The sequence below is a fragment of the Flavobacterium frigidarium DSM 17623 genome, from assembly GCF_000425505.1.
GTDB classification, from domain to species: domain Bacteria; phylum Bacteroidota; class Bacteroidia; order Flavobacteriales; family Flavobacteriaceae; genus Flavobacterium; species Flavobacterium frigidarium.
The window spans coordinates 274746-301474 of the sequence record NZ_AUDO01000001.1 but is presented as its reverse complement, the minus strand read 5'-3'; the positions used below and the strand labels follow the sequence as shown (position 1 = coordinate 301474).

The 26729-nt window shown below is 34.3% G+C and carries 20 protein-coding genes; 6 read left to right on the top strand and 14 right to left on the bottom strand.

Annotated features, from left to right (window positions below):
* Positions 1-32 precede the first annotated feature (32 nt).
* A complete protein-coding gene (locus tag H603_RS0101425; RefSeq protein WP_026706913.1) occupies positions 33-2444 on the bottom strand; it encodes a S9 family peptidase in 2412 nt (803 codons plus the stop codon).
* 196 nt (positions 2445-2640) lie between these two features.
* On the opposite strand from H603_RS0101425, the gene H603_RS0101420 reads away from it, so the two are divergent.
* Positions 2641-3648, top strand: coding sequence for a 3-oxoacyl-ACP synthase III family protein (locus H603_RS0101420; RefSeq protein ID WP_026706912.1), 1008 nt, complete (start codon positions 2641-2643; stop codon positions 3646-3648).
* Positions 3649-3742: 94 nt separating this feature from the next.
* On the opposite strand, the gene H603_RS0101415 is transcribed toward H603_RS0101420, so the two are convergent.
* Positions 3743-6157 carry an outer membrane beta-barrel family protein gene (locus tag H603_RS0101415; protein ID WP_026706911.1) on the bottom strand — a complete coding sequence of 805 codons (2415 nt, stop codon included), beginning with the start codon at positions 6155-6157 and terminating at the stop codon, positions 3743-3745.
* Between the two features lie 440 nt (positions 6158-6597).
* On the opposite strand from H603_RS0101415, the gene argS reads away from it, so the two are divergent.
* The 4 genes from argS (at position 6598) to H603_RS0101395 (ending at position 12216) form a co-directional block, all read left to right on the top strand.
* Positions 6598-8376, top strand: coding sequence for an arginine--tRNA ligase (argS, locus tag H603_RS0101410; RefSeq protein WP_026706910.1), 1779 nt, complete (start codon positions 6598-6600; stop codon positions 8374-8376).
* A gap of 313 nt (positions 8377-8689) precedes the next feature.
* Positions 8690-10045 carry a signal recognition particle protein gene (ffh, locus tag H603_RS0101405; protein WP_026706909.1) on the top strand — a complete coding sequence of 452 codons (1356 nt, stop codon included), beginning with the start codon at positions 8690-8692 and terminating at the stop codon, positions 10043-10045.
* 142 nt (positions 10046-10187) lie between these two features.
* Positions 10188-11072, top strand: coding sequence for a bifunctional 5,10-methylenetetrahydrofolate dehydrogenase/5,10-methenyltetrahydrofolate cyclohydrolase (locus H603_RS0101400; protein WP_026706908.1), 885 nt, complete (start codon positions 10188-10190; stop codon positions 11070-11072).
* Positions 11073-11289: 217 nt separating this feature from the next.
* Positions 11290-12216, top strand: a complete 927-nt coding sequence (locus tag H603_RS0101395) for a magnesium transporter CorA family protein (RefSeq protein ID WP_026706907.1) — start codon at positions 11290-11292, stop codon at positions 12214-12216.
* 118 nt (positions 12217-12334) lie between these two features.
* Here H603_RS0101395 and H603_RS0101390 read toward each other — a convergent pair whose 3' ends face one another.
* From H603_RS0101390 to H603_RS0101335, 12 genes are all read right to left on the bottom strand, one after another.
* Complete coding sequence (locus tag H603_RS0101390; RefSeq protein ID WP_026706906.1) at positions 12335-13735, bottom strand: RagB/SusD family nutrient uptake outer membrane protein; 1401 nt, start codon at positions 13733-13735, stop codon at positions 12335-12337.
* Positions 13736-13738: 3 nt separating this feature from the next.
* Positions 13739-16807, bottom strand: a complete 3069-nt coding sequence (locus H603_RS0101385) for a SusC/RagA family TonB-linked outer membrane protein (protein WP_026706905.1) — start codon at positions 16805-16807, stop codon at positions 13739-13741.
* A gap of 505 nt (positions 16808-17312) precedes the next feature.
* Positions 17313-18014, bottom strand: coding sequence for a lipoyl(octanoyl) transferase LipB (lipB, locus tag H603_RS0101380; protein WP_026706904.1), 702 nt, complete (start codon positions 18012-18014; stop codon positions 17313-17315).
* A gap of 1 nt (position 18015) precedes the next feature.
* A complete protein-coding gene (locus H603_RS0101375) occupies positions 18016-18795 on the bottom strand; it encodes a hypothetical protein (RefSeq protein WP_157510378.1) in 780 nt (259 codons plus the stop codon).
* Between the two features lie 55 nt (positions 18796-18850).
* Positions 18851-19576: a hypothetical protein gene (locus H603_RS0101370; protein WP_026706902.1), complete on the bottom strand. Its 726-nt coding sequence runs from the start codon at positions 19574-19576 to the stop codon at positions 18851-18853.
* Between the two features lie 145 nt (positions 19577-19721).
* A complete protein-coding gene (locus tag H603_RS16230) occupies positions 19722-21167 on the bottom strand; it encodes an aryl-sulfate sulfotransferase (protein ID WP_051219085.1) in 1446 nt (481 codons plus the stop codon).
* Positions 21168-21186: 19 nt separating this feature from the next.
* Positions 21187-21846 carry an SCO family protein gene (locus H603_RS0101360; RefSeq protein WP_026706901.1) on the bottom strand — a complete coding sequence of 220 codons (660 nt, stop codon included), beginning with the start codon at positions 21844-21846 and terminating at the stop codon, positions 21187-21189.
* Complete coding sequence (locus tag H603_RS16225) at positions 21827-22438, bottom strand: toxin-antitoxin system YwqK family antitoxin (protein ID WP_026706900.1); 612 nt, start codon at positions 22436-22438, stop codon at positions 21827-21829. The genes H603_RS0101360 and H603_RS16225 overlap by 20 nt, the downstream gene beginning before the upstream one ends.
* A 78-nt stretch (positions 22439-22516) precedes the next feature.
* Positions 22517-23278 (bottom strand): YHYH protein, encoded by a 762-nt coding sequence (locus H603_RS0101350; RefSeq protein WP_026706899.1) that lies wholly within the window; start codon positions 23276-23278, stop codon positions 22517-22519.
* Positions 23279-23350: 72 nt separating this feature from the next.
* Positions 23351-23818: a hypothetical protein gene (locus tag H603_RS0101345; protein WP_026706898.1), complete on the bottom strand. Its 468-nt coding sequence runs from the start codon at positions 23816-23818 to the stop codon at positions 23351-23353.
* Positions 23819-23828: 10 nt separating this feature from the next.
* Complete coding sequence (locus H603_RS16220; RefSeq protein ID WP_051219083.1) at positions 23829-24095, bottom strand: hypothetical protein; 267 nt, start codon at positions 24093-24095, stop codon at positions 23829-23831.
* A 20-nt stretch (positions 24096-24115) separates the two neighbouring features.
* Positions 24116-24664 carry an RNA polymerase sigma factor gene (locus H603_RS0101335; RefSeq protein ID WP_026706897.1) on the bottom strand — a complete coding sequence of 183 codons (549 nt, stop codon included), beginning with the start codon at positions 24662-24664 and terminating at the stop codon, positions 24116-24118.
* A gap of 335 nt (positions 24665-24999) precedes the next feature.
* Here H603_RS0101335 and lysS point away from each other — a divergent pair, with 335 nt between their 5' ends.
* Positions 25000-26703, top strand: coding sequence for a lysine--tRNA ligase (lysS, locus tag H603_RS0101330; protein WP_026706896.1), 1704 nt, complete (start codon positions 25000-25002; stop codon positions 26701-26703).
* The last annotated feature ends 26 nt before the right edge of the window (positions 26704-26729 follow it).

Sequence of the window (26729 nt, the reverse complement as noted above, 5' to 3'; positions counted from 1 at the left end):
TTTTCATTTATAATTTTGTCCAACTAACTAGGTTAGTTTTTCAAGTATTTTTCTAAGAATTGATCTTGTTCCCATAACAGGTGTAAAATGTTTTCTTTTGCAGCATAGCCATGAGACTCTTTAGGTAAAATAACCATTCTCGCTGGTGCTCCTAATCCTTTTAAAGCTTGAAAATAGCGCTCTGTTTGCAATGTGAACGTTCCTGGATTGTTGTCAGCTTCACCGTGAACTAGCAATAATGGCGTTTTCATTTGTTTTGCATTCATAAAAGGAGACATCGTATTGTAAATTTCGGGTGCTTCCCAATAATTACGTTGTTCAGATTGAAATCCAAAAGGTGTTAAAGTTCTATTGTAAGCACCACTTCTCGCAATTCCGCAAGCAAATAAATCAGAATGCGTCAATAAATTAGCAGTCATAAAAGCGCCATAAGAGTGTCCGCCTACAGCAACTTTCTTTTTATTAATATACCCTAATGCATCTACTGCATTAATTGCTGCTTCAGCATTAGCAACTAACTGTTCGATAAAAGTGTCATTCGGCTCTGTTTTTCCCTCACCAATGATTGGGAAAGCAGCATCATCAAGAACCACATATCCTTTAGTTACCCAGTAAACAAACGATCCGTAATATGGAAACGTGAATTCATTCGGATTTTGATCTGTTTGTCCTGCTGAATTTTTGTCTTTATATTCTGTTGGGTAGGCCCAAATCAACAAGGGCAATTTTTCTTTCTTTTTCTTGTCATATCCTGCAGGTAAGTACAAAGTTCCTGATAGTGACACACCGTCTTTCCTTTTATATTGTATCAATTCTTTACTTACATTTTTAATACTTTCGAACGGATTTGCAAAAGTTGTGATTGGAGTTAAAGCGTCCTTTTTGTTAATGTTTCTAAAATAGTAATTAGGATATTCATTTTTAGATTGGATTTTTACCAATACTTCTCCTTTTTTAAAGTCTTCGATTGACAATAAATCCTCTTTTTTGTCTTTGTAAGTTGAGGTGTACAGTCTTTTTGTTTGCAAACTTTTGATATTGAATTCATCTATAAAAGGGAATTGCCCTTCTTTAGTAAATCCGTCTCCTAGTAAAAATAAGTTGTTGTTTTCAATAGCTAGAACATTTTTACCATAGTTGTTTTTTACCGTTTCAAAGTTTCCTGGATCGGCATAAATATCTTGCGAGTTTCTATCTGAGATTACTTTTGGTTCTTGTGAAGCATCTGATGGATTGAATAAATATGTTTTTGTATTACGGGTGTCGTACCACTGGTCAAATGCAACTGCAGTTGTGGCATTACCCCAAATGATTCCACCATAACGTTGTTTTGTTTTTAAAATGGCTGTTGGTTGTTGATCAAATGGTGCTTTCCATTGCATCACCACGTCTCTAAAATCAACTTTGTTTTCAGGATTTCCTTCGTCAAGTGCTTCAACAAAATATAATGTTGCAGCTTCATCATTTCTCCAGTTCATATTTCTCTTCCCTGTGCGAGTAGCCATAAACCCTTTAGGCATGATTTCGTTCAGCGGAACCTCGTTTACCACTTTTACTTCCTCACCATTTAAATCATAGATTACTGTCTTAGATGGAAAACGATTTAAAGGAACGATGTATGAAAATGGTTTTAAAATTGTACTAATCATTAAGTATTTACCGTCAGGCGAAAAATTTTCTCCTGCATACAAATCAGCACCTTTGAACAGCGTTTTTGATCCGTTTAAGTTTACTTTATACAATTCTGCGGTTAAAACATTTTCAAAATTTGCTTCGTCTGTCTTATTTTTCAATAAATCTTGATACGTTCTATTCTGCGAAATCGATCCTGTTGCGTTAGAAACGATTGGTCCAGTAGGTAAGTTTTTCTTTCCGTCTAATAAAGCAGGTCTGTTCTCAAGCAACATTTTAACTAAAATGTTCTCGTTGTCATTGTACCAGCTAAAAGGATTTCCCAGGTTTGCATTCACATTGTCTTCCGTTAATTTCATCGCTTTCGCGGAAGCAACATCAACAACCCATAAGGCAACCCCAGTATCTGAAGTATTAGAAAAAGCAATTTTCTTTTCGTCAGGAGACCAAGAAATATTGCTAATCTTTGCATTCTCAGGCAAACCGCTTACTTGAGTTTCGGCTTTGTCTTTTATTTTTCTAAGCTTAATGTTGTTGCTGTATGTCGTAGTGCTTGATATATTAGTCACGGGATTAATACGCAAACCACCAAGGCGAAGTTCGTCTTGATTTAAATCATCTAATGTTTTATATGTGTTTCTATACATGAGTAACATGTACTCTTTTTTAGTGTCCATAGAAACAGAAGGAGCACGTTCATAATCAACCAAATCCATTATGGATTTTGACGGTTTCTGGTAGGTTACATTCTCTTGTGCAAAAGAATGAATGCTTATTCCTAGAAATAGAAGCAGAGTCGTTTTTAGTCTCATAAGTTAGTTTTTGGGTTAGGGATTAAAAATTATTAGTCGGTTTTGTTCTTGAATTGTTACAGTTACGCAGTAATAATTATTATTTTGAGCAGTAAGCTGGCTTAATAAATCGTTATTTGCTAAAAAATCAGTAATTTGTAACTATATAATTTAAAGTATGCTTAAATTTGCAAACTTATTTTAATAAAACAATAATATGTATCATTCAAAAATTGCAGGATTAGGATATTATGTTCCTTCAAATGTTGTCACAAATGATGATTTGTCAAAAATCATCGATACTAATGACGAGTGGATTCAAGAAAGAACAGGAATTCAAGAAAGAAGGCATGTAATAAGAGGAGAGGATACGACTACTTCAATGGGTGTGAAAGCAGCAGAAATTGCTATTGAACGCGCTGGAGTAGCTAAGGAAGATATCGATTTTGTGGTTTTTGCTACGCTAAGTCCGGATTACTATTTTCCAGGACCTGGAGTTTTAGTACAACGTGATTTAGGTTTGAGAACAGTGGGAGCGCTTGACGTGAGAAACCAATGTTCTGGTTTTATATATGCGTTATCTGTTGCTGACCAATACATCAAAACAGGAATGTACAAAAATATTTTAGTAATAGGATCTGAGGTGCATTCTACAGGATTAGACATGACTTCGAGAGGTCGTAGTGTATCTGTAATTTTTGGTGATGGCGCCGGAGCTGCAGTATTGAGTAGAGAAGAGGATTTGACAAAAGGTATTCTTTCTACACATTTACACTCAGAAGGGCAACATGCCGAGGAGTTAGCGCTTATCGCACCAGGAATGGGAGCCAGATGGGTAACTGATATTATTGCAGATAATGATCCTGAGGATACTAGTTACTTCCCTCACATGAATGGGCAGTTTGTCTTTAAAAATGCAGTAGTGCGTTTTGCTGAGGTTATTAACGAAGGATTAGAAGCTAATGATTTAAAAGTTTCTGATATTGATATGTTGATTCCGCATCAAGCCAACTTGAGAATTTCTCAATATATCCAAAAGAAATTTGAATTGAGTGATGACCAAGTATTTAATAATATTCAAAAATACGGTAATACAACCGCTGCATCTATTCCAATTGCTTTAACTGAAGCTTGGGAAAAAGGCAAAATTAAATCTGGAGACACAGTAGTTTTGGCTGCTTTTGGAAGTGGATTTACTTGGGCTAGTGCAATTATCAAATGGTAATATTTATACGATAGTATTTTTTTTTTCGAAATAAATAAAAACCCGAAGTCTAACAAAAGGCTTCGGGTTTTGTATGATGTCATGCAAGCTGTTTTTATAAGCCACTGCCGCTTTGTGCTTCGTTGCTATCTCTTTGCTTTCTTTCTATTGCTTTGTTTTTTCCGCTACCAAAACGGTAATTGAATCCTACATAAACTGTTTGACTCTCCCAGTTGAACTGTCCTTGTGCTTTGTAAGGTCGGTCATTGTCAAAGGCAAATTGCATGGTATTGAACACATCACTAAAACGAGCACTAATGGTTCCGTTCCCTTTTAAAATGTTGTAACTTGTACCTATATCCATTTTCCACATGTCGGCAACATTAAACTGAATACTGCGATCTCTACCACGATACATCCCAAATAATTGGGCTTTAAAATCTTTGGTAATTTTAAAAGTATTGTTAATTCGAGCATTAAAAGCAGTTGCATTGATAGCTTCAAAAGCATAAGTTCGAGGAGCGATTTCAATAGTTCCTTTTACTTTTTTCTGGTAGGCATCTACACTGATATTTGCACTCCACCATTTTCTAAATTCTAAATTTCCCGAAACTTCAATTCCGTAAGCATTATTGTTGTCAAAATTAGCGTAAGAAAGAATTTGCTTGTTTGGGTTTTCAGTATTAGTAAAAAGTACTCTTGTAATTTCATCTTCAATTCTTCGATAGAAAACACCCGAAGTTATCGAACCTATTTTTGTTTTTCGAGTATAATTTAATTCGAATGAATTAGTGAATTGCGGAATCAAATTTGGATTCCCTTCAGAGTCTAAGGTAGCCGTACTCCATTCTCTAATAGGATTCACTTGGTCAATACTTGGTCGGTCAACTCTTCGAGAAAAACTCAAGTTAAAAGAGTTGTTCTCACTAGGATTATAATTTAAAAAAGAAGAAGGGTAGATACTTAAAATATCGTCTTTGAATTGTCCGTCGTTTTCCCCTACTTGTTGGAAAAAAGCAGTCACACCATATTGTTCTATACGCGCTCCAGCCTGAAAGCTCCATTTTTTCCATTGTTTGCCTAATGTTGCGTAGCCTGAATACATATTTCGGTCATAAGTAAAATTTGAACCATACACATCATCTCTAAATAAGTTGTTGTTTGTCGTTTCGTCTCTTAATTCTAGACCTAACTCTAATTTTACAGTTTCGGTCAAGGGATTCACGTAGTCTAAGTTGACAATAGTACTCTTACTCAATACGCGAACATCATTTGTAAAAGTATTAATCAAACTGCGATCGTCTCTCAATAAGTTGGTGTAAATGGCATTTTCTTTACTATCGTCTTCCCCATAATTTGCTTCTAATTCTAATGTATGACCTTCTTTTTTAAAATTACGCTTGTAATCAATATTGTAGGTTTGTCCTTGATTGTTCTCGCTATTTTGATACGGTTGTATCAGGTCAACATTGGTATTATTCGAGACATAATCCACATCAGTAGCTCCATTACCCTTTGCTTTAAAGAAAACCTGATTGGTGTAGAATGAAAAAGTATTGTTATCGTCTAAGTAATAATCAACGCCCACTTTTGCCAGATGCGAAGTATTTAAATTGTCGAATTTAAAAGTTTGAGTGCTTTCTCTATTTTCTTCTTGACTATCGATAATGCCTCGATTATTTCGTTTACCATGATTTAAACCATAATTTCCATAGAAGTTAAATTTTCCGTTGCGATAATTTAGGTCGAAAGCAGAATTTACTTTGGGCGTCAAACCAAAAGTGATTCCGTTATTAATACTTCCGTTAAATCCTATTTTGCTGTTTTTGTTCAGGATGATGTTGATGATTCCGCTCATTCCTTCAGGATTGTATTTTGCCGAAGGATTTGTGATTAACTCAATTTGTTTGATTGAAGCCGATGGGATTTGTTGCAAAATTTGAGACGCATCTATCGTTGAAGGTTTTCCATCGATGAGTACTTTTACATTCGAATTTCCTCTTAGACTAATAGCATTTGTTTGCGGATCAACGCTTACTGAGGGAACGTTATTCATGATCTCGCTAGCAGTAGCTCCGGTCGAAATCAAATCTTGGCCTACGTTGATAATTTTTCGATCAATTTTTTGCACGATAGTCGATTTTTCACTTACGATATTCACACCTTGCAATTCTATAGCATCTTCTTCAATGGCGATAGTATGCAAATCGATAGCTAATTTGTCTGAGGTGATTGCAATTGTTCTGCTTACTGTTTTGTAGCCCATAAACTGAAATTCTACCACGTAATTTTTAGAATCCAAATTCTTAATTACAAACGTTCCTTGTTCAGAGGTGATGACGCCGTTAACATATTTATCGGCTGCTTTGACAACTACATTCACGTATGACAAGGGTTCGCTTGTTTTCTTGTCAATTACTTTACCTGTTATTGTTCCTGATTTTTCAGTGAATTCAGCTTTGACTGAATTTTGAGCTTGCATCGAAAGCATTGTTCCGAATAAGCAAACAACTAATAGTTTGATTTTCATGATTGATTGATTTTTGATTGATTGATTTTTCAAAGGTATTGTTTTAATCATAATATTATGTAATGCATAGTACTGTTTTATGTAATAAATTAGATTTGACATAATGTAATTGGTCAAAAAAGGCTTGTAAATAGGGGTGTCTTTCGAATAAAAAAATTATAAATTATTTTCGATCTAAAATTAATTTATGAGTAAAAACTTATATTAAGTAAGTTTTAGACCTTCTTAAAAAGGCTTAATTCTAATACGTTTGCCATTTTAAAATTTGAATTTGGGCGTAGTGACATTCGAAAAATATTATTTTGAATCTCATAAAAACCAAATTATGGAAAGGAGAGGGGATTAATGACTGTTATTTTGACAATTTTAAAGTCTAAAAATGATTTTTTAAGGTCAAATTAGTTAATTAGAATTATCTTTGCATTTCTAAAATTATATACATGACATTACCAGAAATTCTTACACCATCTATTGAGAAAGCTATCAAAGCTTTATTTGACGTTGCCATTGACAAAGTTGAATTTCAAACTACTCGGAAAGAATTTGAAGGCGATATAACCATGGTTATTTTTCCTTTATTGAAAGTAGTGAAGAGTAATCCTGTAGAATTAGGAAATAAAATAGGAAATTATTTGGTCGAAAACCTTGATGAGGTGAGTAGGTTTAATGTAGTTTCAGGATTTTTAAACATAGTGATTTCAGATGCTTATTATCTTGATTTCTTCAACGGAATTAAATCAAACGAGCAGTACGGTTTTGTAAAGCCTAATCCTGAGGATAAAGCGATTATGGTCGAATATTCTTCGCCTAATACTAACAAACCTTTGCACTTAGGCCACGTGCGTAACAATCTTTTAGGATATTCTGTTGCTGAGATTATCAAGGCTTCGGGTAAAAAAGTGTACAAGACACAAATCATCAACGATAGAGGAATTCATATTTGCAAATCGATGTTGGCTTGGCAAAAGTTTGGTAACGAAGAAACACCTGAATCGACAAATCAAAAAGGGGACAAGCTAGTAGGAAACTACTACGTGAAGTTTGATAAAGTTTATAAAGAAGAGATTACTCATTTAATGAGTGAAGGTAAAACGGAAGAAGAAGCTAAAAAGCAAGCACCAATTATCCTTGAAGCACAAGAAATGCTACAAAAATGGGAGGCTGGAGATGCTGAGGTAAAAGCGCTTTGGGAAAAAATGAACCAATGGGTTTATGACGGTTTTGCTATAACTTATAAAAACCTTGGAGTAGACTTTGATAAATATTATTACGAGAGCAATACCTACCTATTAGGTAAAGATGTTGTGAATATAGGACTTGAAAAAGGTATTTTTGAAAAAGATCCTGATGGTTCGGTTTGGATTGACTTAACTGATGAAGGTTTAGATCGCAAGATTGTGCTTCGCTCTGATGGAACTGCAGTTTATATGACGCAAGATATAGGTACGGCGATCCAGCGTGTAAAAGACATGCCGGATGTAGGTGGTATGGTATACACGGTAGGAAACGAACAAGATTATCACTTTAAAGTGTTGTTTTTAATCTTGAAAAAACTGGGATTTGATTGGGCTTCAAGCTTGAACCACTTGTCATATGGAATGGTTGATTTACCATCTGGAAAGATGAAAAGCCGCGAAGGAACAGTAGTTGACGCTGATGACTTGATGAACGAAATGACAACTACTGCTCAAAAAATCTCAGAAGATTTAGGAAAGTTAGACAGCTATTCTGAAGATGAAAAAGCAAGCCTATACAACACAATTGGTTTAGGAGCTTTGAAATATTATATTTTAAAAGTAGATCCAAAAAAGCGTATTCTTTTTAATCCAGAAGAATCTGTTGATTTTGCTGGAAATACAGGACCGTTTATTCAATATACTTACGCTAGAATTCAATCGATCATTCGTAAAGCCAACTTTGATTTCTCAGCAAATTCTGGAATGGAAGCATTACATGAGAAAGAAAAACAATTGCTAAAACAAATTGAATTATTTCCAGAGGTAATCCAGAACGCTGCGCACAATCATAGTCCAGCTTTGTTAGCTAATTACACTTATGATTTAGTTCGTGAGTACAATTCTTTCTATCAAGCAGTGCCTATTTTAGGAGAAGAGGAAACTAGCAAAAAGATCTTTAGAGTACAACTTTCTAAGAAAGTAGCTGATATTATTGCTGCTTCATTCAAATTATTAGGTATTAACGTTCCTGAGAGAATGTAAGAGTTTAATAAATACATTAAAAAGCGCCGATAATTGTAAAATTATCGGCGCTTTTGTTTTGATGTAATCCATATTGATAATTTGATACTGTGCTATAACTTGACATAGTCTGGCAGGAATTATATAAGCATTCTCTAATTCCATCGTATAATTATTATTGATATCGCGATGATTTTTTTTTATCGAAAACCAATCAGAAATAGTCCCTTTATCGAATGGGAAAAACTGAGTAAAACTTTGTTTCTTTGATACTTTGAGCCTTTGTACCTACAGAACTTTATATTATATTTGCAATTCCTAAAACAACAATTACATGTTCGATAATTTAAGCGATAAACTAGATAAAGCCTTTCATATATTAAAAGGGCACGGAAAAATAACTGAAGTAAACGTAGCTGAAACTTTAAAAGAGGTTCGTCGTGCTTTACTTGATGCCGATGTTAACTTTAAAATTGCCAAAGATTTTACTACTAGAGTAAAGGAAAAAGCATTAGGTCAGGACGTTTTAACAACGCTTCAACCAGGACAATTGTTAGTGAAACTTGTAAAAGATGAATTAACAGAATTGATGGGTGGCGATGTAGCAGGAATAAACCTTTCAGGGACACCTACAGTGATTTTGATGTCAGGTTTACAAGGATCTGGTAAAACTACTTTCTCAGGAAAATTAGCAAACTATTTGCAAACTAAGAAAGCTAAGAAACCACTTCTGGTTGCTTGTGATATCTATCGTCCAGCGGCAATCCAGCAGTTATATGTTGTAGGAGATTCTATAGGTGTTGAAGTATACTCAGAACCTGAGAATAAAAATCCAGTTGAAATTGCACAAAATGCAATCAAACATGCTAAAGCAAACGGATTCAACGTTGTTATTGTCGATACAGCAGGACGTCTTGCTGTAGATAAAGAAATGATGGACGAAATTGCATTAGTTCATAAAGCAATACAGCCACAAGAGACTTTATTTGTTGTGGATGCAATGACTGGACAAGATGCTGTTAATACTGCAAAAGCCTTCAATGATATTTTAAATTTTGATGGAGTTGTATTAACTAAGTTAGATGGTGATACTCGTGGAGGAGCTGCTTTATCTATTAAAACGGTTGTAAACAAACCAATTAAATTTGTAGGTACTGGAGAAAAAATGGAAGCACTCGATGTTTTCTATCCTGTGCGTATGGCAGAGCGTATCCTAGGAATGGGAGATGTTGTGTCGTTAGTGGAGAGAGCGCAAGAGCAATTTGACGAAGAAGAAGCTAGAAAAATCCAAAAGAAGATTGCGAAAAACGAATTTGGTTTTGATGATTTCTTATCACAAATTCAGCAAGTTAAAAAAATGGGTAATATGAAGGACTTGGTAGGAATGATACCAGGAGCTTCAAAAGCAATGAAAGATGTCGAAATCGAAGACGATGCTTTTAAACATATAGAAGCAATTATCCACTCAATGACTCCAATTGAAAGGAGCAAACCATCTGTAATTGATGTCAAGAGAAAAGCGCGAATTGCTAAAGGATCTGGAACTAAAATCGAACAAGTAAATCAATTGATGAAACAGTTTGAGCAAATGAGCAAAATGATGAAAATGATGCAAGGTCCGGGTGGAAAAAATTTAATGAAAATGATGGGCGGAATGAAAGGCGGTATGCCCGGAGGAATGCCAAAATAATATTTTAAGGTTTAAGATTCTGGAGGGAATTTTAAACCTTAAATTTTTGCTATAAATTACAACAACTACTATTCGGTTTTACAATTTTTAGGTACTTATGAGGAAGGACTTTTAAATTTCTAAAATTTTAAACTACATTAAAATGCAACTACTAGACGGAAAAAAAACAGCAGAAGACATCAAAGGCGAAATTGCTGTTGAGGTACAAAAAATGATTAAAAACGGGGAAAAAGTGCCTCATCTTGCCGCAGTTATTGTGGGGAATGATGGAGCAAGTTTAACTTACGTAGGAAGTAAAGTGAAGGCTTGTGAAAGAGTGGGTTTTGAATCTACTTTAGTAAAAATGCCAAGCACAACATCTGAAACGGAATTGCTTAAAAAAATTAAGGAATTAAACGAAGACGATAACATCGATGGATTTATTGTTCAATTGCCTTTACCTGTTCAAATTGATGAACAAAAAGTATTGATGGCAGTTGACCCTAGTAAAGATGTTGATGGTTTTCATCCAGAGAATTTTGGGAAAATGGCTTTAGATATGAGTACATTTATTCCAGCTACTCCTTTTGGAATTTTAGAATTACTAGAGCGTTACGGTGTAGAAACTCAAGGAAAGCATACCGTAGTTATTGGACGTAGCCATATTGTAGGTAGACCAATGAGTATTTTAATGGGTAGAAAAGGTTTTCCTGGAAACTCTACAGTAACATTGACACACAGTTATACTAAGAACATCGCTCAAATTACAACACAAGCAGATATTATCATTACAGCATTAGGAGTTCCTAATTATTTAAAGGCTGAGATGGTTAAAGATGGTGCTGTTGTTATCGACGTAGGAATTACACGTGTAAGCGATGATACAAATGCAAAAGGATACGTCATCACTGGAGATGTAGACTTTGAGAATGTTAGTAAAAAAGCGAGCTTCATTACGCCAGTACCAGGAGGTGTAGGTCCTATGACTATTGCGATGTTAATGAAAAACACATTATTAGCCAGAGAAATGAAAATGGCTAAATTATAAGTTGAATTAAAACCTACTCACAAGAGTAGGTTTTTTTTTGTTGTATTAAAAAAAGCATAAAAGTGATATTGTGAGAATTGGTGATGAGAATAAAGAATACTTTTGCACCACTTAAAAAATAGATGTACCTGATGGACGATTATTATTCGGAAATGTTTAACTAAATGTAGCCTTTGATCATTTTCAAGAGGCTATACTAATACTATAGAATTTTGAAATGAGAGCTTTTTACAAAAACAATAATGGCTTAATCGAGGTAGCAGAGTGGTTTCCTCATAGCTGGATAAATATCGAGTGTCCATCTCAAGAGGAGAAAAGATATTTACTGGAAGAACTACAAATTCCAGAGGCTTTTTATAATGATATTGAAGATATTGATGAACGACCTCGTATTGAGAGTGAAAATGGCTGGACGCTAATTATTATGCGGATCCCAGTTAAAAGTAATGATGTCAAATTACCATTTCATACAATACCTGTAGGAATCGTTTTTAAAGGTGAAGTGTGTGTTACGGTTACTTTTCATAAAACCGAAATGCTGACTGATTTTGTTTCTTACACACAAAGAAAGAACATTGATTTAAAAGATAATTTCGATTTGGTATTACGCCTTTTGTTGTCTTCAAGTGTTTGGTATTTGAAATATTTAAAATTAGTCAATCAAAAGATTAGACTGGCCGAAGACAATTTGGAGAAATCCATAAAGAATGAAGAACTGCAAGCATTGTTGCAAATAGAAAAATGCTTAGTGTTCTTTATGACTTCGTTAAAAGGAAATGATATCTTATTGCACCGCATTAAAAATATAAAAGCACAACGCGATAGTTATGATTCTGATTTATTAGAAGATGTCGAAATTGAACTGCGACAAGCACAAGAAACTACTAATATTTATAGTGATATTTTGACAGGAACCATGGATGCCTATGCGTCTGTGATTTCTAACAATATGAATAACATAATGAAGCAGATGACGTCGATTTCGATTATACTAATGATACCTACAGTTATCGCAAGTTTTTACGGTATGAACGTTCCTAATGCTTTACAAGATAATCCTATGGGCTTGTGGATTCTGGTCTTGATTTCGATTTTATTGTCTGCTGTAGGTGTGTTTCTTTTTAAAAGAAGAAGATGGTTTTAAAGGGTTGTACTTTAGCCTTGTTTTCGAAAAATAAAAAGTAAGAATTAATACAAAATAAAAGAGAGGATATATTGCTATATCCTCTCTTTGTATTTAAAACAGAAACTACTTTTTTAAATTAGTATCCTGCATTTTGCTTTGTATTTGCATTAGCATTAGTTTCAACTAATGGAATAGGGAAAGCATATCTATAACTTCCAAAAAGTATAACCCCTTTGTCATCATAGGTTTGCTTTAACGCATCAACAATAGGCATGTTTTGCTTCGTTCTAGCGATGTCATCAAATCTAAAACCTTCAAAAGCTAACTCTTTGCGACGCTCTTTTAAAATATCGTCACGAGTCACTGTAGTGTAAGCTGCAGCACCTCTATTAGTAGCAATTGAGTTAATAGAAGTTAAAACTGTCGCATCTGCATTGCTGATCATAAAAGAAGCTTCAGCATTTACCAGTACCATTTCTTCAAAACGAATCAAAGGTACATTAGATGAAAATGAAATGAATTTACCAACGTTTCTTAATTTCTTTTTAGAATCAAGAGCGATCATATCTGTTCCACCTCTAACGTCTGTAGCGCTAAATTGATTTTTTAAATTGTCTAATACTCCAATGTCACCATAAGTGGTTTCTGCGTAGATATTGTACAATCCATTAATGGAATTGTTGTCATTAGATCTAAAAGCCAATTCGAAAATTGAGTTTACAGGGGTAGGAATTGTGTACGTACTAACGAACTCAGCTGATGTAGCGATACGAGTACCTTTTGCAGTAGCCAAAACCATTGCTTTGCTAGAAGCATCTTTTGCAATAGTCCAATCTTCAAAGTACAATGCAACTCTAGCTTTAATTCCGTTTACAGCTGCAGTAGTAATTGTTTCTTTAGATCCATCATAAGTTGTACTCATTAAAGTCAATGCTTGATCTAGGTCAGCATAAATTAAATCTTTAACTTCACCTACAGTTTTTCTAGCTGGAGTTTGGTTGCTACTTTGAAATTCAGTTACGTAAGCAACACCTGCAGCGTTTAAACCACCGCCATTTACATTTTGTTGACCGTAAAGACGTAACAAGTCATAATGAGCTAATGCTCTAAGAGCAAGTCCTTGACCTTTGTAATAATTAATCTGGTTAGTCTCATCTGCAGTAGTACCAGCAATCGTTGAATTGATTACGATGTTAGCACTTCCGATTACTCTATAGATTAATGTGAATGTATCACTTGCATATCCGTCAGAGTTTACCATATCCATAGATCCAGGAGTTACAAAACGTCCTGAGTTACCACTTGAATATGCGTTATCTGAACGTACATCACCATATACTAATATATCACGACCGTAGTAAAATTCACTAGTCATTCTATTATAAGCTCCAGAAAGAACTAAACTTAAATCATTAGCTGATTCAATTGTAGAAATATCTTTATTTACACTTAATGTTGGGTCTAAATCTGAATCATCACATGAAACTACTGAAAGCAGTAGAGACAGTGCTAAGATGCTTTTTGTTATTATTTTCATTTCTTAAAATTTAAAGTTCATGGCAAAAGTTACTGATTTAACAGGAGGAGTAGACAAACGAGTAAAACCGTCAGCTCTTACCTCTGGGTCATATTTAAGACGACTGTCTTTTACAAAAGTGAATAAGTTAGTTCCTCTTATAGATAATGTTAAACCATCTAAACTAATTTTTTCTAATACCTCTTTGTTGAATGAGTAACCAAGAGTTAAATCTTTAATTCTGATATAATCTCCGTCATATAAAAAACGAGTAGAGGTAGCAGCAGAGTTATTTCCTGTAGATGTTAGGTCCATTTTAGGAACATCAGTAATGTCTCCTGGATTTTGCCATCTGTTCAATAATGTTTCAACTCCATTATAGTTAACTGTAGTCCTCGTTCCTGAGCTTTGTGTATAAGAAGCCCAGTCTTCAAAAACTTTGTTTCCACCTGCGAAGTAAACACTTGCGTCAAAAAACACTCCTTTGAAATCTAAATGTGTGCTAACTCCACCTGTGTAAGTAGGTAAAGATTTACCTTGTACTGCGATTTGGGCTTCGTTATAAATACTAGTTGTTTCACCGTCTTTACCGTTTATATACCATAATGGGTTTCCATTTGCAGGATCAACACCAGCCCATTTTCTCATATTCCAAGTTCCAACAGCTTCACCAACTTTAGTGATTTTTGTTCCTGTAGCGATATTGATATCTACTCCAGAAGCATCTTTCGCTAGTTTAGTTACCTCATTATCATTGAATGCGTAGTTTGTAGAAATTGTCCAGTTGAAATTCTTAGATTGAATTGCATTGAAAGTTAAATCAGCTTCAACTCCTTTATTTACAATTTCTCCTGTATTAGCAGCTAAAGTATTGAAACCAGTTGTTCTAGATAAAGGAACATCTTGTAATAAGTCAAAAGTTGTTTTGTTGTAAACACCTAAACTACCAGAAATACGGTTGTTTAGAATAGCAAAGTCAACTCCTAAATCTATCGTTCTGTTTTTCTCCCACTGTAAATTTAAATTACCATAAGTAGATGGGTAAATTGCAGGGTTCCCTGCGTAGTTAGCATCATAAGCAAGTAAAGCTTGGTATTGATTCAAGTCGATAGCATTGTTTCCAGAAGTACCAATAGATCCTCTCAATTTTAATTCACTGAAAGTGGTATCAGCCATAAAATCTTCTTTATGAACGTTCCATGCTGTACCTACAGACCAGAAATCTCCAAAACGTTTTCCTGGTGCAAAACGAGATGACCCTTCTTTTCTATATGTAAAGTCAACAACATATTTACCGTTATAGTTGTAGTTAAGCAACGCTAAATAAGAAACGTTTAACCAGTCATTAAAACTTCCGTTTACTGCGATATTAGATACAACATTATCAACATAAGTAAGTCCGCCTGAAGCTATATTTTCTCCATAAGCACCTAACTCATTGTAAGTGTTTTTTTGATATTCGAATAAAGCAGTAGCATCAAAACTATGTAATTTATATCTGTAGTTATAGTTCAAAGAGTTTTGAGCAACTAAGTTTAAGTTACGAGATACTTGTTGTTGCGAATCTCCATTTACGTTAGCACCATCTCCATGAACTGGATTGTCATACTGGTGAAAAGTTGCTAAATTATAATCGATTCCGAATACTGATTTATATTTGAATCTATCTGTAATTTTCCATTCTAATGTATTATTAGAGATAATTCTAGCCAAATCATTTTCAATAATATTGTTTTCAACAACATATAATGTATTTGGTAAACCTGTATAATCCTTAATGTCTTCAATATTCAGTGAACCATCAGCGTTGTAAGGGTTAGCCCATGGAGTCATGAAATAACGTGCTAAGTGCGGGTTAGAAAAGAAACCACCACCTTCAAGTACTCCAGATTGCTTAGAATCTGCAAAGCTGTTATTTGTTGAAAATTTCACGTTTTCAGTTAATTTTCTAGTCATACCAATTTTAGCAGTAAGGCGTCTGAATTCAGATCCAATTACCGTACCCTCAGTTTTATTGTATCCTAAAGACACATTAAAAGTCGATTTTTCATCACCACCACTAGCAGAGATATCATATGATCTTAAAATGGCGTCTTTGTTTTGTAACAATTCAGGCCAGTTAGCTTCTTTACCATCCCAATACTGTAATCCAGCAAAGTTGTCATCAATAGCTAATCCTTGAGGAGTACCTAATAAAAAGTTTTCAGCACCTTCTCTTGTAAATCCGTTTGTAGCACCATAAGTATTGTAAACACCATCAAGGTATAACTCTTTTCTTTGTGCTCCAGTTAAAGGGGTTTGTCCTTTCACTGCATTGTTTTGAAAACCGATAGAAGTATTCAAATTGAATACTGTTTTACCTGATTTTCCTTTTTTGGTTGTAATAATGATAACCCCATTAGATCCTCTAGCTCCATATGCTGAAGTTGCAGAAGCATCTTTAAGTACTGTCATGCTTTCAATATCGCTACTTGCGATAGAAGCAAGTGGTGATAATGTAGAAACGTTATCACTAGCTGCAAAAGCATCGTTGATAACTGGTACACCATCAATAACATATAAAGGTTGGTTACTTGCAGATACAGAACCCACACCTCTAATACGGATATCTTGTACAGATCCCGGTGTTCCAGATGATTGCGAAATTTGTAAACCAGCAACCTTACCTTGTAAAGCTTGGTCTACAGAAACTACAGGAACTCCTTTCAAGATGTCTCCCGATATTTGTTTCACACTTCCAGTTACTTCGTTTTTACCTTTAGAAACGTATCCTAAAATTACTACTTCTTCTAACTGTTTTCCTTCTTCTTTCATCGTAACATTGATTTTAGAAGTAGTTCCAACAGTTGCAGTAGTATTTTGCATACCTACAAAAGTAAACACAAGAACATCACCCGTTTTTGCTTTGATAGTATATTCTCCATCAAAATTTGTTTGAGTACTATTTTTTGTTCCTTTCACGTTTACATTAACTCCGGGGATAGAACCCATTGCATCCGAAACAACACCCTTAATAGTTTGCTCTTGTGCAAAAGCAAACTGAATAGACATCGCCATTACTAGCGCATAAATCCATTTGAATTTTAATCTCATTATTTGAATTTTTGAATTAATTATTTATACAAAACTCATAATAAAAGCTTAAATATCGAACAGTCAGGGTAGGATAAAAATAAAGTTTAACATTCACGTAGATATAAATAGTTAAAAAGGTTAAAAAAGAATTTTTTATCCAAATTATTATATCAAAATCAACTTTTTACGAAATTTCATTTTCTGCAAAATATCACTATTGGCAAGGGTTGGCAGGGTTTTATTGTTAACATTTTGTTAAGTTTATGCTATTTGTCTATTATCATTTATACAATTACTTGCAGCCGATTACAATGTTTGAATACCTTAATTTATTGCATAAAATCACATTTTTTAACTAATTTATTGTGTTAGTTTTGTCTTATATCGTAATTTTTATTTGTAAGGATTTATTTTTAGCTAAAATCTAATAATGTTTGAAATATATAAAAAAAATTGGCTAAAACGATTTCGCTCTAGCCTATTAATATTTAATTTTGCAACATTTAACTGCTATACATATGTTTTATCGCGTAAATTCACTTTCAAACAATTCAGAAAAATGCTTTAAAATTTTCGCTTTAATATCTTCTTCATCCACTCGTTCTATGCCTAATTCTACATTTAATGATGTCACTGCTTTGCCCCGAATTCCACAAGGAATAATATTGTCAAAGTAACCAAGGTTGGCATTTACGTTCAAAGCAAAGCCATGCATAGTAACCCATCTAGAAGCTCGCACGCCCATAGCACAAATTTTTCGAGCAAAGGGAGTTCCTACACCTAACCAAACGCCAGTTTCTCCTTCGCTGCGGCCGCACTCTAAACCGTATTCTTGCAACGTTAAAATGATTGCCTCTTCTAGAAAACGCAGGTATTTATGAATGTCTGTAAAAAAGTTTTCTAAATCAATAATAGGATAACCTACTATTTGTCCTGGGCCGTGATAAGTAATATCACCTCCTCGATTGATTTTATAGAAGGTTGCTCCTTTATCGGCGAGCTGTTTCTCTGATAATAATAGGTTGCTTAGGTCACCGCTTTTTCCTAAGGTGTAGACGTGAGGATGCTCTACAAAGAGAAAATAATTGGGAGTCTCTAATTCAAGTTCCTCTCTGCGATTTCTAATTTTGATGTCAACAATTCCTTTAAATAATTCTTCTTGGTATTCCCAAGTTGCTTTATAATCTTTATTACCAAGATCTTGAAGCTGTATTTTTTTATTCATTTTATTCAAATTCTACTTTAAAGCTTAGATCTTTATTCTCTGATAAATTTTCGATTGCGATGTCTTTCACAAAGCTCTTTCTATCTTCGGATATAGTTACGCCTGGTATTGATACTGTTTTTATTTTTTTTGGAAAATGATATTCAATTGAGTACTTACATTCTTTTAAAAAATCAGCTAATTTTTTCGAAAACTCATCTTCAGGCTCTTCCTCTGTTTTAAATTTCGTCTTTGATTTTTGCTTTGCTAATTTTTTTAACTGCGATTTTGAAAGTGTTACGGTTTTTGTGAAATACTTACCGTCATAACTAAAACTGGTATTACTATCATTTTGGTCCTTATTTGAATTCCTCTTTTTAGTTGCAATGTTTTTATCTGAAAGGGATAGGAGCGATGCTGCTTTAGTAGGTGACATCATATTTGATACACTATCTACTGCAGGAAAATCAAATTCCATATCGTAGCTAAATTCATTTTCGATCTCATCAATTTTCATGTTGACCCTAAAACTCTCTAGTAACTTAAATTGTGCTCTTTCTACATCAGATAATTTAGATATACTGTCTTTTAATGGCAACATTAACTCTTTAAAGGTAAAAGTCGAATCCATCACTTTAGGAACTTTTGAGGAATCTGTAGATTTGCCCATTTTCATTAAAGAGGATACATCAAAACCATAAGAAAAAGAACCAGAACCGTCTTCATTAATTACCATCTTTTCTTTGATGGTGCAACTTGTAAAAATAAAAATTGAGAGTAGCAATACGTATATTTTCTTCATCTTTTTTTGCAAAGATACGAACTCTACTTTAAAGGAGTAAGCTGTTTTAAACTGATTATTCTAATACCACTTCAAGATTTGTGTTCACTGGATTTTTTAAAAAATCTAATATTGAAAACTTCAATTCAACAGATTTTCTATCGGAGCTAATAATGGCATTTGCGTTAGAAACTGATTTAATTTTTCGTGGAAAATGATATTTCAATAAATAGCTTTGAACCAAATTGAGGTCGTATATTTTATTGTAAGATTCTAAAATTTTCTTCTCTCTTTCAAAAATAACATCATTTGTAATTGTAACAACTCTATTAAATTGATTGTCTTTCAATGTGTATTTAATGTTGTAATAATGTTCTTCGGCGGTTAATGCATAATTATGTACGATATCACTAATGTAATTTTCTGTTTTCGAAAGATCAGCTACTTTTTCTACATTGATAAAATCTTGCGAAATGATTGTTCTAAAGTCTTTATCAAATGAACTCTTTTTAATATGCACTTTTACATTTCTATATTTATTGAAAAGCTCTTGCTCAGTAGCAGTATATTTTACAAAATTACCATTGTATTTTTCTATGTAGTCTTGAAAAACATAAGTCGTATCTCTAAAAATAGTTTCTTTTGCATATTGCTCTCCTGCGATTTGCATATAACTGTTTTCATTCCTATGCATATCAACCATTATTGTTCCAGAATTATCTGGATTGATATTTATTGTTTCAACAACTTCGCAGCTTGCTAACAATACTGATGCAAGTAGTAATAGGATAGATTTTGTCATTGTGTCTTGTTTTTTACAACGCTAAATGTACTGCGATTTATTTTTTTACTACAATCTAGTATTGGATACTATTACAAAAAAAAAAAGACACCTCTTAAAGTGCCTTTTCTAAATTATGTACGCAATGCTTGAATCTTTTTTCTTTTTACTTAAATGATGCTGCAAGTGCATTTACATCCTCAATTGTAGTAGTTGCTGTAAGTGTGCGCCCGCTAAAACCGCTGAAGCTTTTAGAATAAAATGTACTTCTAAAAACACTGTTTTGTGCAACAACATCGTTCTGTTTTAAAATTCCTGATGTCGCTACAGGATTTACATATTGCCATACTATGTTGCCACTAGTATTGATTTCAGTAAAAACTCCTGCTGGACCATTACAAAAGAGTACGTTACCATTAGATAATTGCTGTGCACCCGATATGTTTTGGGCGTAAACATTGTTTGGATTTCCGTAATTGTAATTCCATGATGTCGCAGTGGGACCATAAGGGAAGGACTGTATGTAATTGTAGCCGTTCACAGGCGGCTTTATAATTTCTATAGTCGAATAATTTCCTCCAGTTCTTCCGTTTCCGTTGTTGAAAATCATGATTTGGTTCTCGAATGGAAATCCCGACTCGATCCAGTAAGCGTTGTGTTGTCCAAATGATTGCGTCGTTGTTCCCGTGTTGTATGCCAAAGGATTCCCCCATCGATAAAGTAAATCGCCTCCACTGCCTGATTTTCCTCCCGAATGGCTTTTGGCTTGAGCAGTAGTTGTACTGTGATCAATAATCCAAACCTCGTTGAAAGAATGCGAACTAACCAATATTTGATTTAATGATGCATTATAATCTATTGAGTTGAGATGTATCCAATCTTGATTTGTAGCACTTGCGTTATAGTTTAAATTAATTAATTTTGAAGAGGAAGCAACCGTTCCGTAATTTGGTTTTGATGCGTCAAAATCTTGAACTAAATGATCCCATAAATGCCATTCCCATACAATGGTACCTCCAGATGTTCCTGTAGGTTTGATTTCGATTATTTGCTCACTCCACACAGTTGCGGGAACCAAATTTGGATTTCGTCCTTGAGCGATTGCCTCCGTAATCGTTTTTGACTCCCATGCAATCACTAAAATATTTCCATTAGGTAAAGCTTTTATATCGTGATGTTGGCATTTTAATGCGTCAGATAATGTGTAAGTCCAAGTCACATTTCCGTTCCAATCAATCTTTTCAATGACTCCGCCTTTTCCACCAGCATTAAATGTTGTGTTGTTGGCGTTTCCTGGTCTAAGCAAACTTCCGTCAGTTAATATATAGCAAGATTGTCCTGGTTTATAAGTGCTTGGCCAAGTGTTCACCTGCTTTCCGCACTTATCAATTAAATAAGTAGTGGTACTGCCTATTGGTGCAAATAAAACATAGCCGTCATTTAGCGCTCCAGCATCGTTACGAATTAACCCTACGGTATTGGTTTGCGTTGGAAGCGTTTCAATTTCGTTTCCTTCTTCGTTTGAAGAGCTACATGATATTAAAATACTGATCGAAAACAAAAAAGCAATGATGCTTACTAATTTTTTATGGTTGAAATGAATTTGAATCATGGTGGATGCTTTTGTAATTTTAACCTTCTTTCTTGAGAGTGATAATATCTTCTATGATTCGATCCATTTCTATAGCAAGGGTACCATTGTAAATTCCGCGGATACGTTGTTTTTTATCCACCAAGATAAAATTTTCTGTATGTAGAAAATCATTCGCCTTCCCGAAATATCCAATAGAATCTCCGGCAAAATATTGTTTTTTTGCTATCGAATAAAGTGCCTCTTTATCACCAGTAAGCAAGTGCCATTTTCCAGAAATACAGTCTTTTTCCTTTGCGTATTCTTTCAATATGGGAACTTTGTCAATCTCCGGAGCAACAGTATGCGATAATAATAAAACTGAATTATCATCTTTAAATTTCTCTTGTATGATTCCCATATTGTCAGTCATCTTTGGACAGATGCTACCACAGCTGGTAAAAAAGAAATTAGCGACATAAATTTTACCGTCAACCGTTTCTTTTGTTATTGTTTCGCCATTTTGATTTGTGAAAGAAAAGTCAGGAATAGTATGAATTTTTGCATATTCTGGACTATCTGGATTGATCCATTCTGGAGTGAATTCATAAGAATTAAAAAAGGGAAGTCCTTCATCATCCTCATTGACTTTATTGCAAGAGGAGATCATCATTATTGACGCAATTACTAATGTCCAGTTGTTATTTAATACTTTTTTCATAAGGGTTTTTACATAATTTGATTCCGATTAAACCGTACTTCTTGCCTTTTTTAATCACATAATTAGCACGCACGCTACCGTCTTCATACCATAATCTTTCACTACCTTCTTCTTGGCCTTTATCATAATGAAATCGCTTAAACAACTTTCCAGAGAAATACCATTCTTGAACTTCACCCTGGTATTCATCATTAAAAAATTGGTAGGTATATTTGGGTTTTCCATTATCCCACCAGCCTTTATGTTCGCCTTCCTTTTTGTTCGAAACATACAATCGTTCCTCAGCTAGCACGCCGGAGGGATACCATTGCTTTTGCGTTCCTTCAAGCAAACCGTTCAAATACATCTTAACAAAAGCAGTGTCTTTATTTGGGTACAAGAGATATTGTTTTCCTGAGAACTTTTTAGCATCAAAATATAAGGTGTCTTGCTTAAAGTGGAAAGCCATATCTGTTGCTAGCGTATACGTTTCGGGAATTTGCTTTGCTTTTCTAGCGGTATAATCCACTTGCTTTTTGTTGCAACTGTTCACTGCCAGTGCAAAAAAAGCGAGTAGATAAATAGTTTTTATATGTAATTTGTTGAAATTCATTAGATCCTTTTACTATTCGATAAAAAAGTGACTTTTAAAGCACAAATAAGTTAACGAATTTTCTAGTTGGTATACATCTTAGTTTGAAACGGTACCTGGCGTTCCGTAAAATCCATTCCCGTTAAGATAAGGATCTGAATTTGTAACGTGGTAGTGGTAAATGCCATTTGGATAATCTGCAATTACGCTAGTGTGACCGTGGTAAATATCTAAATTGGTAACGGCAACACCATTTTCTTCAGGGCCATACACTGGAAATCCATCCAGTAAATATCCCATTAGGGCTTCTTTACCTTTAGTTGTTGTTAAATAGGTAGGTTCAACGTGATAATGGTAGACACCTGTTGCTTGAGGATGTCCTAAATACTGATCGAAAGAAGTCACTTCATTTGTTAAAGGCTGGTTAGGTCCAGCGTATTGATTAAAAAAAGGTACTCCATTTACAGCCACACCTATGGCACCAAGTGGAGTAGAAGCATGTGTTGTTGCCACAACAGGATTTAAAGGGATCTTATAAGTGAAAGCTAAATTTAAATTAATTGTATTTGGGTTTTTAGTGAATGTAGTTCCACCAAAAGTAGTTCCGCTAAAACTTTCATATCGGCTATCGCTGGTGCCATAATAAACACTTTTATGATCTGGTTGACCATTAGTCTTAATAGTAATAAAAGTGCCGTCAGAAGTTACACTAGAAGCTCCATATATTTTTTTATATACTTCTGGTACTACAGCAGAACCAGTGTTAGAGTCAATTAAAGAAGTATCATCACCTGAATTACTGCAAGCAAATATTATTAAGATTGCTGAAAAAGGGATTAAAAAAGAACTTGTTTTTTTCATAGTGTGGGTATTTTAAATTGGTTTACCTCTTCTTTGACGATAGTTTTACTTTATTCGTGCGGTGTTTATTATTTATTTTTTCGAAATCGGATTTGGCTCTCCAATTTTTTGTGCCAATTCTATCGTTAAACTGTTGAAGTCTTCTTTTTGTTGGGGTGTGTTGCAAATAGATTCTATTGCTTTAAAATGTTCAAAGCGTGCTGTTTCGACCTTCTTCTGCATATTTCCTAATACGGCAATCAGACTATCTTTTGCTTTCAAATCTATTTTTGCCTGACTTAGTTGTAAATAGAGCACTTCTTTTGTACTTAAAATTGTGCTTTCATACCGTTTAATTTTAGTAATGTGCTGCTCAATTGATACTCTAAATTGCTTTTTTTGTGGCTCGTCAAAATGAAGTTTTTCAACAATGAATAGTCGAGAACCATTTTTTTGGTTTTTAAATTCTCTAGGTTTTATAACCATAAAAAAGAGTATCATGCCTAAATTAAGAATGACAAGTGCGATCACGGAAAAGGTTAATACTTTTATTTTGTTCATGTTTTGTATTCTAAAAATTGTATGAATCAGTTACTAAAGCAACTAAAGCTTTCTCTTGATTTTTTTTCTCTGATTTTAATTCGTTCGAAACCATTTTGATATTAAGACTTACTAATAATAGCATTGATGCAGCTACGAGCCAAACCCATTTGTTTTCGACTGTTTTTTGTTGCTGAATTTGGGACTGAATTTTAGCATACAATCCATCACTAGGAAGCACTTTTACAATTTTGTCAGTGCTACTTAAGATTTCGTTGATCCAATTTTCCTTTTCCATACTATAATAGACGCTGTTTGTTATTTTTTCTTGTGGTATTCTTCAAATTTATTTTCTAATTTTTTCTTGAGGTTCTCTTTGGCTCTAAAAACGAGTGATTCTACAGAGGAGATGCTCAACTCCATGATGGTCGAAATTTCAGGATTGCTTAAGCCATCTATTTTAGATAAGATAAAAGCAGTCTTTTGATTCTCGTTTAGCTGGTTGATTGCTTCAAATAATACTTTGGATTTTTCTTTATTTTCTAACAAAATACCAGGATGTTCAAATGTGGAAATATTTTGGATTTCGTATTCGTTCTCTGATCGCTTACCAAAAATAAAAAAGCGCTTCTGACTTTTTTTATGCTTTAAAAAATCTAAACTTCGGTTGATGGTAATGCGGTAGATCCATGTTTTCAAGGTCGATTCTTGTTTGAAATCGGTAAAGGACTGAAACAGTTTTATAAAAACATCCTGTGTTATTTCTTCGGCATCTTCGTTATTTTGAACATAACTCAGCGCCACGTTGTACACGAGTGACTTGAATTGAGCGTATAGTTCAGGAAAAGATTCCGGATTGGAATTCATAGAAGGAGTGGTATTATTTGAATGTAAGACTGTTAAATGTATCGAAAGGTTTAACTGCTTTCTGGATTTTGCTTGTTTTTTATTGCAGTATACGTATTTGAATTGCACTTGCTTTAATGCACGTCTTGAAACACAAATATTTTCTCGTTTAGCCCCGATAGCAGCGGTATCCTTTTATGCCTCCCGATAACTATCGGGAGGCATAAAAGATATAGCGAATAGCGGGACAAGTCGTCATTAAAATTATTAAACGAACTGCTTCAAAAAATCTAAATTCTGAATTCTGAATTTTGCAATCTATTTGTTATCTTTGCACTCTTAAAAACAAGAACCTAATGGCATTATCAGAACAAGAAATTATCCGTAGAGAAAAACTACAATCCTTACGCAATTTGGGTATCAACCCTTATCCAGCAAATCTTTTCCCTGTAAATCATACTTCGAAGCAAGTGAAGGAAGGTTTTGAAGAGGGAAAGAAGGTTATTGTAGCTGGGCGTTTGATGAGTGTTAGAGATCAAGGAAAAGCTTGTTTTGCTGAATTACAAGATAGTGAAGGGCGTATTCAATTGTATGTGAATCGTGATGTGCTTTGTGAAGGCGATGATAAAACATTGTACAATCAAGTATTTAAAAAACTAACCGATCTAGGTGATTTTATAGGTATCGAAGGAGAATTGTTTACTACGAAAGTTGGTGCGCAGTGTATACGCGTGGACCAATTTACTTTCTTGAGTAAAACATTACGTCCGTTGCCTTTACCAAAGGTTGATGAAGACGGAAAAGTACATGATGCTTTTAATGATGCTGAATTGCGTTACAGAATGCGTTATGTCGATTTAACGGTAAACCAAAACGTCAAAGAAACTTTTATCAAGAGAACAAAATTGTTTAACTCGATGCGTTCTTTCTTTAATGATGCAGGATATCTTGAGGTAGAAACTCCGGTTTTACAATCGATTCCTGGTGGTGCAGCGGCGCGTCCGTTTATTACACACCATAACTCACTTGATATGCCATTGTACATGCGTATTGCAAATGAGTTATACTTAAAAAGATTAATTGTAGGTGGATTTGATGGAGTGTATGAGTTTTCTAAAAACTTCCGTAATGAAGGAATGGATAGAACGCACAATCCAGAATTTACCGCAATGGAAATATATGTAGCCTACAAAGACTACAACTGGATGATGGAATTCACCGAAAATTTATTAGAGCATTGCGCTATTGGTGTAAATGGAACTAGTGAAGCTACTTTTGGTGAACACAAAATCAACTTTAAAGCTCCTTATGCGCGTGTAACAATGACTGATTCTATCAAGCATTTTACAGGTTTTGACATCTCTGGTAAAACAGAAGCAGAACTTTTTGAAGCGGCAAAAGGAATGGGTATCGAAGTAGATGCGACAATGGGTAAAGGGAAATTGATTGATGAAATTTTTGGAGCGAAATGCGAAGGAAATTACATTCAGCCAACATTCATTACAGATTATCCAAAGGAAATGTCACCACTTTGTAAAGAGCACCGTGACAATCCTGAATTAACGGAGCGTTTTGAATTGATGGTTTGCGGTAAAGAAGTAGCAAATGCGTACTCTGAGCTGAATGACCCAATTGATCAAAGAGCGCGTTTTGAAGATCAAATGCGTTTGGCTGAAAAAGGAGATGACGAAGCAACAGGAATTATTGACGAAGATTTCTTGAGAGCATTAGAATACGGTATGCCACCTACTTCTGGATTAGGAATAGGAATGGACCGTTTAATGATGTTCTTGACAAATAACGCATCAATTCAAGAAGTATTGTTTTTCCCTCAAATGAGACCAGAGAAAAAACAAATCACTATTGAACTCGAAGCTGACGAGAAAACGATAGTTGCTATTTTACAAGCGAATGAAAACCAAATGGAATTTGGTTTACTAAAAATAAAATCAGAATTAAGCGGTAAAAAATGGGACAAAGCCATGAAAAACCTTTCTGCTTTAGGGATGACTGAAGTCGTTGTTGAAGGAGATGTTAAAGCGTGTAGATTAAAAGGATAATTTTTGCGCTTAAATTATATATTAAA

Excerpts from the sequence above, each read along its gene's own strand:
- H603_RS0101385 (WP_026706905.1), bottom strand. The coding sequence starts at position 16,807 with ATGAGATTAAAATTCAAATGGATTTATGCGCTAGTAATGGCGATGTCT.
- H603_RS0101350 (WP_026706899.1), bottom strand. The coding sequence starts at position 23,278 with ATGAAAAAAACAAGTTCTTTTTTAATCCCTTTTTCAGCAATCTTAATA.
- H603_RS16230 (WP_051219085.1), bottom strand. The coding sequence starts at position 21,167 with ATGATTCAAATTCATTTCAACCATAAAAAATTAGTAAGCATCATTGCT.
- H603_RS0101425 (WP_026706913.1), bottom strand. The coding sequence starts at position 2,444 with ATGAGACTAAAAACGACTCTGCTTCTATTTCTAGGAATAAGCATTCAT.
- H603_RS16220 (WP_051219083.1), bottom strand. The coding sequence starts at position 24,095 with ATGGAAAAGGAAAATTGGATCAACGAAATCTTAAGTAGCACTGACAAA.
- H603_RS0101420 (WP_026706912.1), top strand. The coding sequence starts at position 2,641 with ATGTATCATTCAAAAATTGCAGGATTAGGATATTATGTTCCTTCAAAT.
- H603_RS0101360 (WP_026706901.1), bottom strand. The coding sequence starts at position 21,846 with ATGAAAAAAGTATTAAATAACAACTGGACATTAGTAATTGCGTCAATA.
- lipB (WP_026706904.1), bottom strand. The coding sequence starts at position 18,014 with ATGAATAAAAAAATACAGCTTCAAGATCTTGGTAATAAAGATTATAAA.
- H603_RS0101395 (WP_026706907.1), top strand. The coding sequence starts at position 11,290 with ATGAGAGCTTTTTACAAAAACAATAATGGCTTAATCGAGGTAGCAGAG.
- H603_RS0101370 (WP_026706902.1), bottom strand. The coding sequence starts at position 19,576 with ATGACAAAATCTATCCTATTACTACTTGCATCAGTATTGTTAGCAAGC.
- lysS (WP_026706896.1), top strand. The coding sequence starts at position 25,000 with ATGGCATTATCAGAACAAGAAATTATCCGTAGAGAAAAACTACAATCC.
- H603_RS0101375 (WP_157510378.1), bottom strand. The coding sequence starts at position 18,795 with ATGAAGAAAATATACGTATTGCTACTCTCAATTTTTATTTTTACAAGT.
- H603_RS0101415 (WP_026706911.1), bottom strand. The coding sequence starts at position 6,157 with ATGAAAATCAAACTATTAGTTGTTTGCTTATTCGGAACAATGCTTTCG.
- ffh (WP_026706909.1), top strand. The coding sequence starts at position 8,690 with ATGTTCGATAATTTAAGCGATAAACTAGATAAAGCCTTTCATATATTA.
- H603_RS16225 (WP_026706900.1), bottom strand. The coding sequence starts at position 22,438 with ATGAATTTCAACAAATTACATATAAAAACTATTTATCTACTCGCTTTT.
- H603_RS0101400 (WP_026706908.1), top strand. The coding sequence starts at position 10,188 with ATGCAACTACTAGACGGAAAAAAAACAGCAGAAGACATCAAAGGCGAA.
- H603_RS0101335 (WP_026706897.1), bottom strand. The coding sequence starts at position 24,664 with ATGAATTCCAATCCGGAATCTTTTCCTGAACTATACGCTCAATTCAAG.
- H603_RS0101390 (WP_026706906.1), bottom strand. The coding sequence starts at position 13,735 with ATGAAAATAATAACAAAAAGCATCTTAGCACTGTCTCTACTGCTTTCA.
- H603_RS0101345 (WP_026706898.1), bottom strand. The coding sequence starts at position 23,818 with ATGAACAAAATAAAAGTATTAACCTTTTCCGTGATCGCACTTGTCATT.
- argS (WP_026706910.1), top strand. The coding sequence starts at position 6,598 with ATGACATTACCAGAAATTCTTACACCATCTATTGAGAAAGCTATCAAA.